This window comes from Pseudonocardia yuanmonensis, assembly GCF_039542425.1.
Classification (GTDB): Bacteria; Actinomycetota; Actinomycetes; order Mycobacteriales; family Pseudonocardiaceae; genus Pseudonocardia; species Pseudonocardia yuanmonensis.
Genome location: NZ_BAABIC010000025.1, coordinates 66,406 through 84,937, shown reverse-complemented (window position 1 = coordinate 84,937; position 18,532 = coordinate 66,406). Strand labels below are relative to the sequence as shown.

Here is an 18,532-nt window from a genome sequence, read left to right as displayed (position 1 = left end):
ATCGTCAGCTGCTCTTCATCCGCGCCATGCCCTCGAGGGCGAGGCCGTAGCCGAGCAGGCCGTGCAGGCGCTGGCGCAGGTCCTCGGTGAGCACGGTTCGGGTGTAGCGGCGGACCAGGCGGGGCTGCTGCAGGAGGAGCCGGGCGAGCTCGCGGGCCCGCGGGAGCAGGTCCTCGCGCGGCAGCACCTCGTTGACCAGGCCGATCTCCTTGGCCTCCGCGGCGCTCACCTGCTGTCCGGTGTAGAGGAAGTACTTGCCCCGCGTCGGACCCATCAGCAACGGCATCACGACGTGCATGCCGTCCCCGGGCACCATTCCGCCGGGGAAGTGCGCGGTGTCCTGGAAGTAGGTGTCGTCGGTCGCCAGCACGATGTCGCTGACCAGGGGGATCTCGGCGTGCCGCACGGCAGGCCCGTTGACGGCCGCGATCACCGGGGCCTCGATGGCCAGCAGGTTCGGCAGCAGGTGCTTGCCCTCCCACTGGATCGGGTCGTAGATCTCGGGGGTCATGGTGCGGCGGTTGGGGTGCCTGCCGGGCGCGATGGCGGGGCCGCTGAAGGCCTCGCCCGTGCCCGTGAGGATCACGACGTCGTTCTCGCGGTCCCGGCCGATCTCGAGGAAGGCGTCCTCGAACTCGTTGTGCGCCAGCAGGCTCCACTGCAGCGGGCCGCCGTCGGTGTGGAACGTGACCTCGAGGATCCCGTCGGTCCGCTCCAAGCGGATCGTCTTGTAGCGGTCCTTGTAGGAGTCGAAGGACGTCGGCTCCCGGTCCAGGTGCGACATCGCGTGGGCGTGGTCCGTGCTCATCGGTCCTCCAGGATGGCGACGGCGCGGGTCCAACCCGCCGACGCCGCGTGGATCTTCACCGGGAAGCAGGACACGGTGAAGCCGTGGTCGGGCAGCTGGTCGAGGTGGCGCAGCTTCTCGATCTGGCAGTACTCGGTGTGTCGCCCGGCCTTGTGCCCCTCCCAGATGATCGAGGCGTCCTTGTCGCGGGCGTAGCGCTCGGCGACGTAGGAGAAGGGGGCGTCCCAGCTCCAGGCGTCCGTACCGACGACCCGGACCCCCCTGTCGCACAACCAGAGCGTGGCCTCGCGGCCGACCCCGCATCCGCTCTGCGCGTACTCCTGCGTGCCGAAACGGGCGGCGGCGGAGGTGTTGACCAGGACGATGTCCCGGGGCTGCAGCGTGTAGTCGATGCGCTTGAGCTCGGCCTCGAGGTCGGCGGCCGTGACCACGTAGCCGTCCTCGAAGTGGCGGAAGTCGAGCTTGACGGCGGGGCGCAGGAACCAGTCGAGCGGCATCTCGTCGATGGTGCGCGGGCGGCTGCCGTCCTCCATGCGCGACGAGTAGTGCCACGGCGCGTCGACGTGGGTCCCGTTGTGGGTGGACAGGTGCACGGTCTCCAGCGCGAACGCCTCGGAGTTCGGCAGCTCGTCGGGCTGCAGCCCCTCGTAGCGGCGCTGCAGCATCGGCACGGTGTCCTGGTGGCTGGTGTACTCGATCTCGAACTCGTAGCCCGGCGGGTCCGACGGGACCCCGTTCTCGAGCGTCATCGAGATGTCGACGATGCGGGTCATCGGTGACTCTCCTCTTCGGTGACGCCGGAAAGCTACGAGTGTCCGCCGAGGAGGGTCAATCGTTTGATATCAAAGGCGCCGTCGACTCCCGCCGCACCAGCCTGGGCGGGTCGGGCACCACCACCCGTCGGGGTTCACCGCCGTTGACCAGCGCCAGAGCCAGCTCGACGGCCTCCGCCCCGAGTCGCTCGGTCGGCATGGCCACCGCAGTGAGCCGCGGGACGAGGTAGTCGGCGAGGCCGTCGTTGTGCAGGGCGACGACCGACATCTGCCGAGGGACCGCGATCCCGGCGTCGTGCAGGCCGGCGAGCGCACCGACCGCCATCGGGAAGGTCCCGGCGACCACCGCCGTCGGCCGTGGGTCTCGGGCCAGCGCCCGTCCGACGCCGTCGAACCCGGCGCGCTGGTCCCGCTCCGCCATCTCCACGACCGCGGGCTCGACGCCCTGCTCGCGGCACTCGGCCAGGAACCCGAGCCGACGGCGCACCATCGTGTCCAGGCCGCCTGGCCCGAAGATTCCGCAGATCCGGCGGTGCCCGAGCTCGGCCAGGTGCGCCACCGCCACCGCCGACGCGTCGGCGTCCCGCAGCACCACACTCGCCGCCACGCCGCGTACCTGCCGGTTCACCAGCACCACCGACTGCGGAACCTGGCCGACGAGCCGCCGCAGAGCCCGGTCCTCGATCCGTCCCGAGGCGACCAGCAGGCCGTCGACCCGGCCGTGCATGAGCATGTCGGTGATCGTCTCGTGTGGGTCGCCCGCCGCGTGGGTGCCGAGCACCAACCCGTAGCCGTGCTGGCCCGCACGCTCCTCCACTCCGTGCGCGATCGATGCGTACACGGGGCTGGAGAACCCGGGGAGCAGCAGGCCCAACGTCATCGTCCGCGCACTTCGCAGGCCTCGCGCCGCAGCGTTCGCCCGATAGCCGACCTCCTGCGCAGCGGCTCGGATCCGCTCGCGTGTCTCGGCCGAGGCGAAGCCGCGCGGATCGTTGCGCAGGACCCGGGACACCAGGCTCGTGTCCACACCGGCCATCCGCGCGACGTCCGCGAGCGTGGGGCGACGCCGCAGCTGCTCCCCCATGCCACCTCCCGTCCGCCGACGACGGTATCCGCCGTGCCGCGCTTCAGGCGACCGCCCGCGGGCCGGCGCCGATCCCCCTGGCCGGGAATCGCCGCGTCGGGGAGAAGATGTGGTGCATCGCGGCGGCGCCTGATGGAGAAGGGCTGCTCGACCGCGCGGCGGCGCTCTTCGCCGAGCGCGGCTACCGGCCGTGGGGCAAGCACGCCGCCACCGCGGACGAGCGCGACGCCCGTCCGTCGACGAGGCCCGTGCGGACTGGAACCGAAGTCAGTAGGCGCGGCGGGCGATCGCAAGGGCGGCTCGCTGCAGCTCCAGACCGAGTTCGGGAATGCGCTCGGTGGGGATGTCGGCTTGAGCTCCGGTGACCTGCACCGCAGCAGTGGCGGTGCCGTCGGCGTCGACGACGGGTGCGGCGACGGAGGCCATGCCGGGTTCGCGTTCACCGCGGGCCTGGGAGTAGCCGCGTTCGCGGATGAGCTTGAGTTCGGCCAGGAAGTCGTCGCGGTCGAGGGTGGTGCCGTCGGCGAGGGTGTGGTCGTCGAGCTGAGCGAGGAACTCGTCGAGCTCGGCGGGATCCATGTGAGCGGCGAGCGCCTTGCCGGCGCCGAGGTGCAGGGGCAGGCGCTCACCGATGGGCAGCTCGTAGCGCAGCGGCGAGTCTCCGGCGACGCGCGCGAGCACCACCCGCGACCAGCCGAGGCGCTTGAACAGCGAGGCGGTCAGCCCGGTAGCGCTTGCGAGGTCCTGCAGGACGGGGCGGGCCGCGGTGAGTAGTGGGCTGCTGGTGAGGTAGGCGTGCGCGCCGAAGATCAGCCCGACCCCGGGGCGGTAGCCGTTGGCGTCGCGCTCGACGCGGCCGCGGGCCTCGAGCACCCCGAGAATGCGTTGGGTCGTCGCCACGGCCAGCCCGGCCCGGCGGGCGATCTCGGTCAGCCGCAGCGCGTGGTGGCTGGCGTCGAGGACCTCGAGCACGTCGATGGCACGCTCGAGCGACCGCATGCTCGTCGCGGCCTTCGCCGGCTCCGCCGCCTTACCCGCCTCCGCCATCTCTTCCGCCCCTCGTGATTCGCTGACTGGGCCATCCTTCCACACAGTGGTGAAGTCTCTCGGGATTCAGCGCAACGCGGTGGCGTTGGGGGGCGAGCCGACTCCCCCGACGAGGTGCAGCGGTTTGACGACCACGAGGGCGTCCCACCGGCCGTGCGCCCGGCTGTCGGCGACGAGGTCGGTGAGGTTCCACAGCTCGCCGAGCGGGACGCCGAGCTTGGCGATGAGCTCCTGGTGCATCATCCCGGCGTCCTCGGGGGCGCTGTCGAGATACGCGTCGCCCGCGACGGGCAGCACCTCCACGGCGAAGGTGTCGGTGGCGAAGAGCGCGACCTGGTGGTCCCAGAGCCACTCGGGCAGGTCGAGGGTCTGCCGGAAGCCGGTGGCGCGGCGGGCGTCGCGGACCTCGGCGCGCAGGTCGGTGTCCGCGTCGAGGAACCAGCGGGCCCAGCCGGTGTGCACGAGCACGAGGTCGCCGGGCCGGACCCGCTCGCCCTGAGCGGCGAGTGCCCGGTCGAGCACGTCGACGTCCAGGGCGGGACCGCCGCGGTGGTCGAGCGGGTCGCCTTCGGCGGCGAGAAGGCCCTCGACGTCGATGACCACGCCGCGGCCGACGATCGGCTTCTCGGCCCACCGCTGCACGCCCAGAGCCGGGTGGCCGGCGCGGATGTCCGCGTCGGGGACGCCGTTGTAGAAGCCGTGCCCGGAGGCGCGGCGGTGTCGCAGGCCGTCGACCTGCGAGGTGGCCTGCAGGTAGAAGCCGTGCAGGACGTCGTCGCGGGCCTCCGCGTGCGCGGCGAGCAGTTCGTGACGGGGTGCGGACCGGGCCCGGGCCATCGGCGGGTCGAAGGCGTCGAGGGCGTGGTCGAGGGTGAACACGGCACCGCGGGAGACGCTCGCGACGCCGTCGAGCACCTGCGCGGCACCGGCGAAGTTCGCGGTGCCGCGCTCGGGGTGCTCGCGGAAGACGCCCCAGCTGGAGCCCGGGGGGACGTGCCCACGCAACTCGGCGTAGGTGGGCACGTCCATCCGGGTGCCGAGGTCGGCCTCAGCCACGGCCGTTGTCCTCCCCGACCTCGTCGTCCCGGCCGTCCTCGTCGTCCCCGTCGGACGGGGTGTGACCGTCGGCCCCCTTCTTGTAGGACAGGGCGAAGGACAGCAGGCCCGAGACCGAGGCGCCGCCGAAGGCGTAGGGGGCCACGGCGGAGGCCCAGTGCCGGGCCGCGGTGGCGTCGCCGGCCGCGAGGGCGACGATCTGTCCGACGACGATCGCCAGGCCGGCGACCAGGAAGAACACGACGGACAGCGCGAACAGGAAGGTGGTGACCCGCGAGGCCGGGGCGGCCGGGGCCGGGGCCGGTGGGCTCATCGTCGAACTCATGGTGCGGACTCCCTCGTGGGATCGGGCGCGTTCGGGCTGGGGCGGGTCAGACGGGCAGGACGCCGATGGCGATGAACACGCCCACGGCGAGGATGGGCAGGCAGTAGTACTTGAGCAGGGGCAGGAAGGTCTTGACAGGGTCGACCCGTGCGATGCCGGAGGCGACGTAGATCGGGGCCCCCGACGGCGGGGACGCACCCTCGGTCGAGGCGAAGATCAGCACGGCGGCGGCGGCGATGGGCGCCGGGACACCGGCGCCGATCAGGGCGACCACCGCGACCGGGCCGACGGCGGCCATGGTGGCGCTCGCGGTGAGCGGGATGGCGATCGCCACGATGATCACACCGATCGCGATGGCCATGATCCAGGCGGGCGCGGCGAGCCCGGACAGCACGGCCTCGAGCTGGCCGGCCAGGCCGAGGTCGGCGAGGACGTTCGACGCGGAGAAGGCGGCCACGATGGTGATGCCGATGACCCCGAACGACGGCGCGGCCTTGCCGATCGTGGCCCACCAGCCCGACGCGGTGCGCGGCAGGTGCTTGCGCCCGAGGAACAGCACCAACCCGATCATCAGCACCGGGATCCAGGTGATCAGGCTGATCACGTCGGGCATCGCGTAGGGCTGCGCGGGCAGGGTGGTGCCGTCGGCGAGCTCGACCGGCTTCTTCAGCGCCTCGCCCACCCCGGAGTAGGTGCCCAGGGCCTCGGCGATCGGCCCGCGCGTGAGCAGCAGCGGCACGAGGATCGGCAGGAACAGCAGCAGCGAGGCCCACCCGGAGCGCAGGCTGCGCGCGAACGGGATCCGGTCCTGCGCGGCGATCGCCTCGATCCCGTTGCGGCGAACCAGGAAGAACACCAGCACGACCCGGTAGGCCAGGCACCACAGTCCGGCCAGCGCGAGCGGCTTGACGATCTCGTCGGGCTGCATGACGCCCTGTGCGGCGAGGCCGCCGACGAGAATGAACATGGTGGCGGAGAAGGGGAAGGTCACGCCCATGCCGGCGCCACCGGCGACGACCGTGGCGGCGAGCTCGGGCTTGACCCCGGAGCGCTTCATCCACGGCACGGTGACGGAGCCGACGGCCGCAGTGACCGCGGCTCCGACGTGCGCGACGGCGCCGAAGATGCCCCCGGCGACGGTGGCGGTGTACACCGGTCCGCCGCGCAGCCGCCCGAGCACCGAGTTGAGCAGGTCGATCAGCTTGTCCAACACGGGGGTCCTGGTCAGCAGGTAGGACATGAACACGAACGCCAGGCCGGCGAAGGTGACCTCCTCCTGCATCGAGTCCAGCACGGCGTGCCCGATCGCGGCCCACGCCGATCCGCCGTCCTCGGTTCCGCCGATCAGCGCGAAGGCGCAGACCGCGACGAACCCGAGGATCATCGCCTCGCCGATGTTGCGCTTGAACACGGCGTTCCACACGATGATCACGCCGACGAACGCGACCAGCGCCCACACGGCGGTCATCACGCGGTCCCGGCGAGGATCGCGGCGCGGCGCTGCGCCTCGTCGGCTTCCACGGCACGGCCTCCGAGCAGGCTCGCAGCCGCCTCGGCGGCCGGGACGACGATGACGCCGTCGTCGTCGCCCACGACCAGGTCGCCCGGGCGGACGACCACCCCGCCGACCGCGACCGGGACGTCGACCTGGCCGGGACCGTTCTTGTACGGGCCGGCCGGGGTGACCGCGCGGCCCCAGGCGGCGAAGCCGATCTTCTCCAGCTCGCCCACGTCCCGCAGCGCGCCGTCGACGACGATCCCCAGCACCCCGCGGCGCTTGGCCCGCTCGGCCATCAGCTCGCCGAGCAGCGCGCGAGTGGTGTCGCCCTGGCCGTTGACCACGAGCACCTCCCCCGGGCGGGAAGCCGCGATGGCGCGGTGCAGGGCCTGGTTGTCGCCGCTGCGCACCCACACCGTGCGGGCGCGCCCGACCACTCGTGCGCCCTTCCACAGGGCGTGGATACCGCCGTCGAGCATGCCCATACGGTCGCGCGCGTCGCCGATGTTCGCCACGGCGAGGCCCTCGAAGGCGGCCAGCAGGTCCTCCGACGGGGCCAGCGCGGCGTCGGCGCGGTCGCGGTGCAGCTCCGCGGCCGCCCGCGTCATCACCGGCCGGACGCCGATCGAGTCCAGCAGCTCGGCGGCCGCGTCGGTCTCGGTGGCCCGGCGGGCGGCGTGCTTGAGCGTGCCGTCGTGCAGCCGGTCCAGGGCCGCCTCACCGCCGACGAGGTAGTCGGCGATCTGGGTGCGTACCCACGCCTCGGCACCGGCCGCCCGGCCCGCCGAGACGGACTCGACGATGAGCGCACCGAGGCCCTTCATGAACGAACTGCGCAGCAGCTTGCGCACCGAGGCGTCGCCAGGTGCACCGGCGATGTCCTCCACGGGGGCGCCGAGTCCGGCGAAGATCCGCGCCGCCGCGGCGGACGCCGCCCCGCTGACGACCACGCCGGTTGCCGAGCCGTGCGCCGGCACCGAGCCGACCACCGACACGTCGACGAAGCGGGACTCGCCCATCGTGGCCGCGATCCGGACCTTGACCGCCGGGCTCGCGGAGTTCATGTCCGCGAACAGCGCCCCCGGCTCGAGGTGCTCGGCCACCGACGCCGCCGCGGCCTCTGCTGCCTTGCCTCCGACCAGGCTGAACACCACCTCGGCGCCCCGCACGGCGTCCTCGGGCGTCGCCGCCCGGAGCGCACCCTGCGGGGTGGCGTTGTCCGCCGGGTCGTAGCCCGTGACGGTCCATCCCTGCGCGATCAGGCCGGCCGCGTACAGCGACCCGGCCTCCCCCAGCCCCAGTACCGAAGCCCGCACGCTGCCTCCTTGCAGTTCCCACACAGTGGTATGACTTACCGTTGTATGAAGAGTATTCGCACGGAGTGGTAGTTCCGTCAAGTGTGGTGGACGGAACGCCCGGCGCTGGTGCTTCCGAGTCCGCCGGGCGGCGGGCGGCGTGGGCGGGCTCGGCGGCACGCAGACCCTCGATGCCGCGCGTCCGACCGCTACCTCGAGGAAAGTGCGGGTCACCGGTCACCGGGGAGGCCTACGCGCGGGGCTGGGCGCGCCCTGACTCCCCGGAATCGTTCCGCTCCCTCGCACTGCCGACCGCTGTCGGCATACCGCCGCCGACGGGCTCGACCCTGCTGCGACAAGCTGACCGGTCCTTGATGGCCGAGGCGTGATCAGACCGGTCGGCTGCGTCGGCGTCGTCCTCGGTCGCGACGCTCGTCAGCGCGCCTCCGTGAGCACCCCGGCGAAGAAGGCGTCGAGCCTGTCGAGGTCGTCGAGCCCGAGCACGTGGGCCACGTACTGATCCGGGCGCACCACGACGACGCAGCCCGAGTCGCGGTCGATGCCGCGCAGGTCGAAGACGTCCTCGGCGTCCGGGTCGGGGCAGAACGCCTTCTCGTAGTCCACGAGCCCGAACCGGCCCTTGCGGGGCAGCAGGACCGCCGGCAGGTCGGTGACCTCCAGGTCGCGGTGGTGCTGCTGGAACACCGCCCGGACGTCGATCACGGAGTCCGGCTCGGCGCCCTGCCGGGTGCACCTCTGCAGGGGCGACGCGGCCGAGGCCAGGTGGTCACAGAGGCGCCGCAGCGGGGTGTCGATCTCGCCGGGGTGGCGCCGGTCGGCGAAGAGGTAGAGGCGCCAGGCGCCGTCGGCGCGCGCCACGTGCCCGAGGTGGAGCGGCTTGGCGTCGGCCAGGCGGACCACGGGCGCCGAGTGGAACCGCGTCCCTACCTCGAAGCCCCGCGCGAGGTGCTGGGCCGGCTCCGCCGCGGTGATCGTCGACGGTGCGTACCGGACCGCGACTCCCGCGGTGAACCGGCCCTGCTCGCGGAAGTACCGCTGGAACTTCTCGGGGTCGTGGTCGCCACCGGACGAGCCGGGCGCGGCGCTGAACAGGGCCGCGAACTCGCGGTCGAAGTCGATCAGCTGCTGCGCGACCTCCTGTCGCTCCGCGGAGTAGGTGTGCAGGAGCTCCGGGCGGGCGGTCCCCCGCAGCACGGCCCCGAGCTTCCACCCGAGGTTCCAGGTGTCGGCCATCGACACGTTCATGCCCTGCCCGGCCTTCGCACTGTGGGTGTGGCAGGCGTCGCCCGCGATGAACACCCGCGGCAGCCGGGCCGGCTCGTCATCCGATCCATCGGGCACGTCGTCGAAGCGGGTGCAGAGGCGCTGGCCGATCGTGTACACCGACCACCACCCGACGTCGCGCACGTCGAGCGTGTACGGGTGCAGGATGCGGTCGGCGACCGCGGTCAGCTTCTCGGGGGTCACGCTTCGCTCGCGCAGCATCTCCTGGTCGCGCACGTTGTCGAGCTCGATGTAGAGCCGCACCAGGTAGCCGCCCTCGCGCGGGATGATCAGGATGCTGCCCTCGCCCGCAGACCGGATGGCGCACTTGAGCCGGATGTCGGGGAAGTCGGTGACCGCCAGGACGTCCATGACGCCCCACGACGAGTCGGTCGGGTCGCCGACGAGCTCGCGCCCGAGGGCGGCGCGGGTGCTGCTGCGCGCACCGTCGCACCCGACGACGTAGCGGGCGCGGACCGTGGAGGAGGCGCCGGTCTCCTCGCCGCCGACCAGGTGCGCGAGGGTGACCGTCACCGGGTACTCGACCGTGCCGCTGGTGTCGATCTCGATCCTGCTCAGGTGCAGGCCGTAGTAGGGCTCGAGGCGTCGGGGCGAGCGCGCCATGTGGTCGCGGAGGTAGGCGAGCATCCGCGCCTGGTTCACGATCATGTGCGGCATCTCGGACAGGCCGTCCTCGACGTCCTGGATGCGGCCCGTCCGCGTGATCCGTCCGGGGTCCTCCGCGTCGGGGCGCCAGAAGCTGACCTCGTTGACCTGGTAGCCCTCACCGATCAGCCGGTCCGCCAGCCCGAACGCCTCGAACATCTCCACGGTCCGGCAGGCGACGCCGTCGGCCTGCCCCACCTCGAGCGGCCCGTCCCGGCGGTCGACGACGACCGTGTCGATGTCGGGGAAGTTCGCCAGCTGCGCCGCCAGCACGAGCCCGGCCGGCCCGCACCCGACGACCAGGACGTCTGCGGTCTCCGGCACCGATGGCGGGCGGTCGGCGGCCGCCGGGTGCGGCGCGGAGACGAACGGGTCCCCCGGCGCGTAGCCGTCGACGTAGAACTGGGCCACACGGGCTCCTCGGTCGGCGCGTCCCTCTCACCGCCGGACGCTACCGCTGTTCTGCACAGAGCATCGCTACTCTTCTGCTTTGAAGAACAAGCCGGTCTACGGCAGCCAGTCGGTGGACCACGCCCTGCACCTCGCGGCGCTGCTGGCCCAGGAGGGGCCGCTGCGGCTCAGCGAGGCCGCGGAGCGGCTGGGGGTGGCCCGGTCGACCGCGCACCGCCTTCTCGCGATGCTGGTCTACCGCGACTTCGCCGAGCAGCGTGAGGACCGGCGCTACGTCGCAGGCCCGGTGCTGCGGCGGGCCGAGGCCCCCGAGCCGGTCACCGAGCTGCGCCGGATCGCGCTGCCGCACCTGCAGGCCCTCACGGAGGCGATCGACGAGACCACGAACCTGATCGTCGTGGTGGGCGACCAGGCGCGGTTCGTGGCGTCGGCCGAAGGCACCCAGGCCCTGCGGGTCGGCGACCGGGCGGGACGGGTCCTGCCCGCGCACCTGGCGTCGGGCGGTCGGGTCGGTGCTCGCGCCCCTGGAGGAGGACCAGGTGCGCGCGCTCCACGGGCGCGCGGGCTCACCCGTCGCCGACGTCGACGCCCTCCTCCGCGACCTGCGCCGGGTCCGCGGGCGGGGCTTCGCGGTCAACGACCAGAAGACCGAGACCGGGGTGACCGCGATCGGCGCCGCGATCTCCACGCCGGCCGCCGACGGGGGGGTCGCGGCCCGTGCGGGCCTGTCGATCGCGCTGCCCACGGCGCGCTACCGCCGGGACCGGCTCCCCGAGTGGGTCGGCCGACTGACCGCCACCGCCGAGCGCATCTCACGCGAGCTGGTCGACGACCGGGCCTGAGGAGTCCGGGCGCTACGAGGACTTCGCCTCGCCGAGCAGGCGGCACCAGCGAGAACGCGTGGGCTCGGGTCCGCGTCCGGCACCCCGTCCCGCGTCCGGCGCCCTACTGGACGCCGGCCGGCAGTCGGATCTGGCGGGCGGCTCGGCTGATCCGCACACTGCGGGTGCGCCGCGTCGGCGGGTGGCACGCCGGTCGGCACGGCAATGTGGGTTGCAGTGGTCGAGTCGTCCCGGTGGCGCCCCCCGACCTTCGCGCTCAGGGGCGCCTTCGCTCGATGTTCAGGCCTTGTGACGGAGGCGGGCGAGAGGAGTGGTGCGCCGTGGCTTCGCAGGATGCAGGCGTGGACGTTCACCGAGTCGTCGTCGGGGGCAGGCCGCTGACGGTGCCCGAGGTGGTTGCGGTTGCCCGACACGACGCCCGGGTCGAGATCGACGCCACCGCCGCAGCGTCGATGGTCGTCGCGCGGGCGGCTGTCGATGAGCTCGTCGCATCCGACCGCGCGATCTACGGGGTGTCCACGGGCTTCGGTGCGCTGGCCACGACCAGGATCGGCAAGGCGTCGCGGGACGCGCTGCAGCATGCTCTGGTCCGTTCACACGCAGCGGGCACCGGCCCGGAGGTCGAGCGCGAGGTCGTCCGCGCCCTGATGCTCCTGCGGCTGCAGACCTTCACGACCGGCCACACGGGTGTGCGGTCCGAGGTGGCTGATCGGTACATGGCGATGCTGAACCTCGGACTGACGCCGGTGGTCCACGAGTACGGCTCCCTCGGCTGCTCCGGCGACCTCGCTCCTCTTGCGCACTGCGCCCTTGCAGCCATGGGAGAAGGCGAGGTCCGCACGAGCGACGGCGACGTCGTGCCGAGTCGGGAGGCGCTGGCCGCGCACGGCCTCGAGCCGCTTCGGCTGGTGGCCAAGGAGGGGCTGGCCCTCGTCAACGGGACGGACGGCATGCTGGGGATGCTCGCCCTGGCCGTTCACGACCTCGGCGCGCTGTTCACCGCTGCCGACGTCGCAGCGGCTATGAGCGTGGAAGCCCTGCTGGGCACGGACCGTGTCTTCGCGCCGGAGTTGCAGGGCGTGCGGCCCCATCCCGGGCAGGTGGCCTCGGCGCAGAACCTGCACCGTCTGCTCGCCGGCTCCGAGATCATGGAGAGTCATCGTGGCGAGGACTGCAGCGTGGTGCAGGACGCCTACTCGTTGCGCTGTGCACCCCAGGTCGCCGGAGCGGCGCGAGGCACCCTTCAGCACGCCGCAGACGTTGCAGCGATCGAGTTGGGAAGCGCCATCGACAATCCCGTGGTGCTCCGGGACGGGCGCGTGGAGAGCAACGGGAACTTCCATGGAGCCCCCATCGGCTACGTCCTGGACTTCCTCGCCATCGCCGCGGCCGACATGGCGTCGATCAGCGAGCGACGCACCGACCGCCTGCTCGACCCGAGCCGTTCGCACGGGTTGCCGGCCTTCCTGGCGGGGTCGCCGGGCATCGACTCCGGCATGATGATCGCCCAGTACGCCCAGGCGGCGATGGTCAGCGAGCTCAAGCGCCTGGCGAACCCCGCGAGCGTCGACTCCATCCCGTCCTCCGCGATGCAGGAGGACCACGTGTCCATGGGCTGGTCGGCCGGGCGAAAGCTGCGCAGGGCCGTCGACGCCCTGCAGCGCGTGATCGGCATCGAGATTCTCGCCGCGGCACGCGGGCTGGAACTTCGCGCTCCGCTCGGGCCCGGGCCCGGGTCCACGGCGGTTGTGACCCTGCTGCGCCAGGGCATCGCCGGGGTCGGCCCCGACCGGTGGCTCGCCCCCGAACTCGAGCAGGCCGCCGAACTGGTCCGCCGTGGCGACGTCGTGCGGGCGGCCGAGTCCGCAGTCGGCCCCCTCCAGTAGCCGCCGCCACGGTCCGCCTCGTCACGTGCACACCACGTTCCCTGCGAGTACGACGTCGCCGATCAGCGGGACTCCGGGGCGGTAGGCGAGATGAAGGTAGGACGGCGCCTTGAGCGTGAGGAAGTCGGCTCGTCGTCCCTGGGCGATGACGCCGACATCGCTGCGGCGCAGTGCCGCCGCGCCCCCACAGGTGGCCGACCACAGGGCCTCGGCAGGGCTGAGTCCCATGTCGCGAACCGCCAGCGCGATGCAGAAGGCCATGCTGGAGGTGTAGGAGCTGCCGGGGTTGCAGTCGGTGGCGAGCGCGACCGTGACCCCGGCGTCGATCATCCGTCTGCCGTCGGGCCACGGGGAGCGCGTCGAGAACTCGACTCCGGGCAACAACGTGGCGACGGTGACGTCGCCGGCCTCGGCCAGGGCTTCGAGGTCGTCGTCGGAGACGAAGGTGCAGTGGTCGACGGAGGCCGCCTCCAGCTGGACCGCCAGTGCAATGCCTCGGCCGAGTTGCAGCTGGCCGGCGTGGAGGCGCGGTTGCAGTCCGCGTTCTGCTGCGGCATCGAGGATCGCGCGGGCCTCGTCGGCGTCGAAGGCTCCCCGGTCGCAGAACACGTCGGCCCATTTGGCCAGTGGGGCGCACGCGTCGAGCATGGGCCCGCGGACGAGATCCACGTAGTCGTCCCTGCGTCCCTGGTACTCCGGCGGCACGACGTGTGCGCCGAGGAAGGTCACCTCGGAGGTGGCCCGAGCGGCGATCTTCAGCGACCGGGCCTCGTCGTCGACCGTCAGGCCGTACCCGCTCTTGCACTCGACGGTCGTGGTTCCTTGAGCCAGCATCTCCTGCCGGAGTGCGGTGACGGTGGCGAGCAGGGCGTGGTCGTCCGCCCGACGGGTCGCCCGCACAGTGGTCTGGATGCCGCCGGCCTCGTACCTGGCTCCTGTCATGCGCGCGGCGAACTCCTCGGCTCGATCGCCGGCGAAGACCAGATGTGCGTGGGAGTCGACGAAACCGGGGATCACCGCGCACCCGCCGACGTCGACCAGTCGATCGGCTGCCGGGGCCGACTTCTCGGGGCCGACCCACGCGATCCGGTCGGCGTCGACCAGCACGGCCGCGTCGCGGACGAGGCCCAACCGCGACTCGTCGCCCTGTGTCGGGTCGTTCGTCGTCAGCTCGCCGATGTTCGTGAAGAGCACCGTCACCGCAAGGTCCCCTCCTGCCTGCTGCGTCCCTCGAACAACAGGTCCGCTGCGGCGACGAGCCGGCGGGACACATCCGTCACCATCAGGTGCCGCCGGTCCCGGACCACCGTCCGCCCGTCGACGACGACGTCGGTCACGTCGGCGGCAGTAGCCGCGAAGACCGCGGTCTCCGCTCGCGGACCGCCGCCCGCGGTGCGCACGGATCCCATGTCGACCGCGACCAGGTCGGCACGCTGTCCCGGGCTGATGTGGCCGGCGTCGGCCCAGCCCAGGGCGTGCTGGCCGTCCGAGGTCGCCGACTTCAGCAGCAGGTCGGCCGGGAAGATCCCGCGCTCGCGGCGTCGCAGTCGTTCGTCGAGCTCGACCGCGCGCGCCTCCTCGAACAGGTCGATGACAGCGTGACTGTCGGAGCCCACGGAGAAGAGGCCGGCCGAGCGGGCGAGAAGGGCCGACGCGGGCCCGATGCCGTCACCGAGATCGCGTTCGGTCGTCGGGCAGAAGCACACCCCGGTGGCGGTGGAGTCGAGCATCGCCAGGTCGGACTCGGTCAGGTGCGTCGCGTGCACGGCAGTGGTGCGCGGACCGAGAACACCGGCGTCGTGGAGCAGGGCTGTCGGGGTTCGTCCGTGGACGGCCAGGCACTGCTCCACCTCGGCCGTCTGCTCCGAGGAGTGCACGTGCAGGGGGGCACGGTGGGTGTCGGCCCACTCGACGACCGGGGGCATGTGCTGCAGCGGTACGGCGCGCACCGAATGCAGAGCCGCGCCGACGATCACGGTGTCCGAGCCGCTGAACTCGCGGCGAAGGGGGTCGACGCGCTCCGCCCAACGCTCGCCGGAGCCGTCCCCGAAGCGACGTTGCAGGTCGCCGAGTGGCGATCCGTCCACGCTCGAGCTCAGATAGCAGGTGTCGAGGAGGGTCAGGCGCACGCCCGCAGAGGCTGCGGCGTCGACCAGTGCCCGGCCCATGGCGTTGGGGTCGTCGTAGGGCACCCCGCGGGCGTCGTGGTGCAGGTAGTGGAACTCGCCGACCGCGGTCACCCCGGCCAGCGCCATCTCCGCGAAGACCGCCGTGGCGAGATTCCGGTAGGTGTCGGGGTCGAGCGTGTTCGCCGCCTGGTACATCAGGTCGCGCCAGGTCCAGAAGGAGCCTCGGTCGTGCTGCGTGCGTGCTCGCAGTGCCCGGTGGAAGGCATGCGAGTGCGCGTTCGCCAGGCCGGGGAGGACCAGCCCGCGCAGGGCAGGCACAGCTGACGGGCGCTCGACCCCGGTCACGACGCGGGAGAAGCGTCCTTCGGCGACCGTGACGAGGACGCCGTGTTCCACGGGCCCGCCGCCCAGCCATGCGTGTTCGCACCACCATTGCCCTTCCGGGTCGTCCGCCCGCGGCGTACGGGCTGTCCGGCGCAGGGCGTTCGACGGCGATGTCATGCCGCTGCCCACTCCTTCATCAGGGCGGCGAGTGCCGCGACCCCGAGGTGGCAGTCGGCCGGTTCGGCATGCTCGTCGGGCGAGTGGGACACGCCCGTCGGGTTGCGCACGAACACCATCGCGCTGGGCACGACCGTGGACAGGACGCCGGCGTCGTGGCCGGCTGCCGAGGCCAGGACCGGCACGTCACCGAAGGCCTTCAACGCCCGGACGATGCGGTCGCGCAGTGTGTGTGGGAACTCCACGATCGGGGATTCGGACTCGGCGCTGACCTGGAGTTGCACACCTTCGGCCTCGGCGTGCTGCGCGGCGTCGGTGAAGATCTCCCGGGTGAGGAGATCCAGCTCGTTCTGCGATCCCGCGCGTGCGTCCAGCCAGCTCTCCACCGACGAGGCGATTGCGTTGGCCCCGTTCGGCTGCACGCTGAACTTGCCGAAGGTCGCCACGCACCCGTGCTGGACGGCACGCGATCGCGCCGACACCACGGAGGCCGCGTAGGCCAGCATCGGGTCGCGACGATCCACCATCCGTGTCGCGCCCGCGTGATTGGCCTGCCCGGTGAAGGACAGCCGCCATCGTCCGTGGGGCCAGATCGACGAGGCCACTGCGAAGGGACGGTCCAGCAGGTCCAGCGCCCGCCCCTGCTCCACGTGAAGCTCGACGAAGACCCCGACGCGGTCACGCAGGCGCCGATCCCGGCCCACCGACCTCGGGTCGCATCCCGCAGCCCCGAGCACCTCGGCCAGCGTTCGGCCGTCGGAGTCGCGCAGACTTAACGCGCGCTCCGGCGCGAGCGCCCCGGTCGACAGCTGCGAGCCGACACACGCGACACCGAAGCGGGCACCTTGCTCGTCGGAGAAGGCGACGACACCGATCGGGGTCCTCGGCTCGAAGCCGGCCTCCTGGAGGTGCGCGACGGCGGCGAACGCCGACACCACGCCCAGCGGCCCGTCGAAGGCACCTCCGTCGGGCACGGAGTCCAGGTGCGAGCCGGTGACGAAGGCGTCCCGTGGGTCGCCGGCCCAGCCCGGCGGGAACCACCAGGCCCACAGGTTTCCGTTGCGGTCCTGCTCGGTGCTCATCCCGCGCCGGTCGGCGCAGGCGACGAACCACTGCCGCAGGACCAGGTCCGGCTCCGTCCAGGCGAAGCGTCGGTAGCCGCCGAGTGGCCCGACCCGTCCGATCCCGGCGATCTCGGACCAGAGCGTCTCGAACTCCGTCATCTGCCGTCCTGCATCGGGATGCGCACCCCTCGTTCCGCGGCGACCTCGGCAGCGTGGGCGTATCCGGCGTCGACGTGGCGGATGACTCCCATCCCGGGATCGTTGGTCAGCACGCGGGCGAGCTTCTGCGCGGCCAGCTCGGTCCCGTCGGCAACCGTCACCTGCCCGGCGTGGACGGACCGGCCCATGCCGACACCGCCACCGTGGTGGATGGACACCCAGGAGGCACCGGACGCGGTGTTGAGCAGGGCGTTCAGCAGCGGCCAGTCCGCCACGGCGTCCGATCCGTCGATCATGGCCTCGGTCTCCCGGTACGGCGAGGCGACGGATCCGGAGTCGAGATGGTCGCGCCCGATGACGACGGGAGCACTCAGCTCCCCGGCGGCCACCATCTCGTTGAAGCGGAGCCCGGCACGGTGCCGTTCCCCGTAGCCGAGCCAGCAGATGCGGGCGGGAAGCCCCTGGAACGCGACCTTCTCGCCGGCCATGGTGATCCACCGCCGCAGGTGCTCGTTGTCCGGGAACAGCTCGAAGATCGCCCGGTCGGTCGCCTCGATGTCCCTGGGGTCGCCCGACAGTGCGGCCCACCGGAACGGACCCAACCCCTCCTCGAACAGCGGCCGGATGTAGGCCGGCACGAAGCCGGGGTAGTCGAAGGCCCGCGCGTAGCCGCCCTTGCGGGCCTCGTCGCGGATCGAGTTCCCGTAGTCGAAGACCTCGGCCCCACGGTCCAGGAAGCCGACCATCGCCTCGACATGGGCCGCCATGGACAGCCGGGCCTGCTCGGTGAACCACGCGGGGTCCTTCTCCGCGGTCGTCCTCATGTCCTCGAAGGCGACGCCACGGGGCAGGTACGAGAGGGGGTCGTGGGCCGACGTCTGGTCGGTGACCACGTCGATCGGCGCATCCCGGGCGAGGAGCTGGGGGAACACGTCTGCCGCGTTGCCGACGAGACCGATGGACAGCGGCCGGCGGGCGTCGCGAGCGGTGGTCGCGCGACGCAGCGCGTCCTCGACGTCCGTTGCGCGGACGTCGAGGTACCGGTGCTCGAGACGGCGGTCGATGCGTGTCCGGTCGCAGTCGACGCAGATGACGACCCCGTCGTTCATGGTGACCGCGAGCGGCTGAGCGCCGCCCATCCCTCCCACGCCGGCGGTCAGCGTGATGGTGCCGGCCAGCGAGCCACCGAAGCGCTTGCGGGCGACGGCACCGAAGGTCTCGAAGGTGCCCTGGAGGATGCCCTGGGTGCCGATGTAGATCCAGGAGCCGGCCGTCATCTGGCCGTACATCATCAAGCCGGCCGCCTCCAGCTTGCGGAAGTGCTCCCAGTTCGCCCAGTCCCCCACCAGATTCGAGTTCGCGAGCAACACACGTGGGGCCCACTCGTGCGTGCGGAAGATCCCCACCGGCTTGCCCGACTGGACGAGGAGGGTCTCGTCGTCCTCCAGCTCTCGCAGCGACGCGACGATGGCGTCGAACGCGGCCCAGTTGCGCGCCGCTCGACCGGTCCCGCCGTAGACCACGAGCTCGTCGGGGTGCTCGGCCACCTCCGGGTCGAGGTTGTTCATCAGCATCCGCAGCGCCGCTTCCTGCTGCCAGCCCTTGCACGACAGCTGCGGGCCACGGGCCGCGCGCACGGTCCGCGCAGCAGAGGTGTCAGTCATCGAAACCGTCCCGGTTCACGTGGCGTGTGGTGCTGCTAGT

Annotated in this window: 15 protein-coding genes and 1 pseudogene; 3 read left to right on the top strand and 13 right to left on the bottom strand. The window is 72.2% G+C overall.

The features are described from left to right. Nucleotides 1–4: 4 nt before the first annotated feature. The 9 genes from ABD990_RS28375 to ABD990_RS28335 form a co-directional block, all read right to left on the bottom strand. Complete coding sequence (locus ABD990_RS28375; protein WP_345383828.1) at nucleotides 5–808, bottom strand: enoyl-CoA hydratase/isomerase family protein; 804 nt, start codon at nucleotides 806–808, stop codon at nucleotides 5–7. Further along, on the bottom strand, nucleotides 805–1,581 hold the full coding sequence (locus tag ABD990_RS28370) for a cyclase family protein (RefSeq protein ID WP_345383827.1): 777 nt from the start codon (nucleotides 1,579–1,581) through the stop codon (nucleotides 805–807). Before ABD990_RS28370 ends, ABD990_RS28375 begins: the two co-directional genes overlap by 4 nt. Before the next feature lie 55 nt (nucleotides 1,582–1,636). Further along, nucleotides 1,637–2,665: a LacI family DNA-binding transcriptional regulator gene (locus ABD990_RS28365; RefSeq protein ID WP_345383826.1), complete on the bottom strand. Its 1,029-nt coding sequence runs from the start codon at nucleotides 2,663–2,665 to the stop codon at nucleotides 1,637–1,639. A 267-nt stretch (nucleotides 2,666–2,932) separates the two neighbouring features. Beyond that, nucleotides 2,933–3,712 (bottom strand): IclR family transcriptional regulator, encoded by a 780-nt coding sequence (locus ABD990_RS28360; RefSeq protein WP_345383825.1) that lies wholly within the window; start codon nucleotides 3,710–3,712, stop codon nucleotides 2,933–2,935. A 66-nt stretch (nucleotides 3,713–3,778) separates the two neighbouring features. Then, a complete protein-coding gene (locus ABD990_RS28355; protein ID WP_345383824.1) occupies nucleotides 3,779–4,768 on the bottom strand; it encodes a cyclase family protein in 990 nt (329 codons plus the stop codon). Beyond that, nucleotides 4,761–5,093, bottom strand: coding sequence for a hypothetical protein (locus tag ABD990_RS28350; protein WP_345383823.1), 333 nt, complete (start codon nucleotides 5,091–5,093; stop codon nucleotides 4,761–4,763). Before ABD990_RS28350 ends, ABD990_RS28355 begins: the two co-directional genes overlap by 8 nt. Before the next feature lie 46 nt (nucleotides 5,094–5,139). Next, nucleotides 5,140–6,561, bottom strand: a complete 1,422-nt coding sequence (locus tag ABD990_RS28345) for a TRAP transporter large permease subunit (RefSeq protein ID WP_345383822.1) — start codon at nucleotides 6,559–6,561, stop codon at nucleotides 5,140–5,142. Beyond that, nucleotides 6,561–7,907, bottom strand: a complete 1,347-nt coding sequence (locus tag ABD990_RS28340) for an RraA family protein (protein WP_345383821.1) — start codon at nucleotides 7,905–7,907, stop codon at nucleotides 6,561–6,563. Before ABD990_RS28340 ends, ABD990_RS28345 begins: the two co-directional genes overlap by 1 nt. A gap of 414 nt (nucleotides 7,908–8,321) precedes the next feature. After that, complete coding sequence (locus ABD990_RS28335; protein ID WP_345383820.1) at nucleotides 8,322–10,247, bottom strand: FAD-dependent monooxygenase; 1,926 nt, start codon at nucleotides 10,245–10,247, stop codon at nucleotides 8,322–8,324. A gap of 112 nt (nucleotides 10,248–10,359) precedes the next feature. Here ABD990_RS28335 and ABD990_RS34580 point away from each other — a divergent pair. The 3 genes and pseudogenes from ABD990_RS34580 to hutH form a co-directional block, all read left to right on the top strand. Further along, nucleotides 10,360–10,698: pseudogene (locus tag ABD990_RS34580) on the top strand (helix-turn-helix domain-containing protein); the annotation flags it as partial. A gap of 61 nt (nucleotides 10,699–10,759) precedes the next feature. Beyond that, entirely contained in the window at nucleotides 10,760–11,089 is a 330-nt protein-coding gene (locus ABD990_RS28325) for an IclR family transcriptional regulator domain-containing protein (protein WP_345383856.1), read from the top strand. A 275-nt stretch (nucleotides 11,090–11,364) separates the two neighbouring features. After that, a complete protein-coding gene (hutH, locus tag ABD990_RS28320) occupies nucleotides 11,365–12,975 on the top strand; it encodes a histidine ammonia-lyase (RefSeq protein WP_425569677.1) in 1,611 nt (536 codons plus the stop codon). A gap of 21 nt (nucleotides 12,976–12,996) precedes the next feature. Here the strand turns inward: hutH and hutI are convergent, their stop codons facing one another. From hutI to hutU, 4 genes are read right to left on the bottom strand one after another with little or no spacing between them, the layout of a single operon-like run. Next, nucleotides 12,997–14,175 carry an imidazolonepropionase gene (gene hutI / locus ABD990_RS28315; protein ID WP_345383819.1) on the bottom strand — a complete coding sequence of 393 codons (1,179 nt, stop codon included), beginning with the start codon at nucleotides 14,173–14,175 and terminating at the stop codon, nucleotides 12,997–12,999. Continuing rightward, the gene (locus ABD990_RS28310) at nucleotides 14,172–15,605 is read right to left on the bottom strand and encodes a formimidoylglutamate deiminase (RefSeq protein WP_345383818.1); all 1,434 of its coding nucleotides are present in this window, start codon (nucleotides 15,603–15,605) and stop codon (nucleotides 14,172–14,174) included. The genes hutI and ABD990_RS28310 overlap by 4 nt, the downstream gene beginning before the upstream one ends. Then, nucleotides 15,602–16,828, bottom strand: a complete 1,227-nt coding sequence (locus tag ABD990_RS28305) for an allantoate amidohydrolase (RefSeq protein ID WP_345383817.1) — start codon at nucleotides 16,826–16,828, stop codon at nucleotides 15,602–15,604. Before ABD990_RS28305 ends, ABD990_RS28310 begins: the two co-directional genes overlap by 4 nt. Continuing rightward, on the bottom strand, nucleotides 16,825–18,492 hold the full coding sequence (gene hutU / locus ABD990_RS28300; RefSeq protein WP_345383816.1) for a urocanate hydratase: 1,668 nt from the start codon (nucleotides 18,490–18,492) through the stop codon (nucleotides 16,825–16,827). Before hutU ends, ABD990_RS28305 begins: the two co-directional genes overlap by 4 nt. Nucleotides 18,493–18,532: the final 40 nt, after the last annotated feature.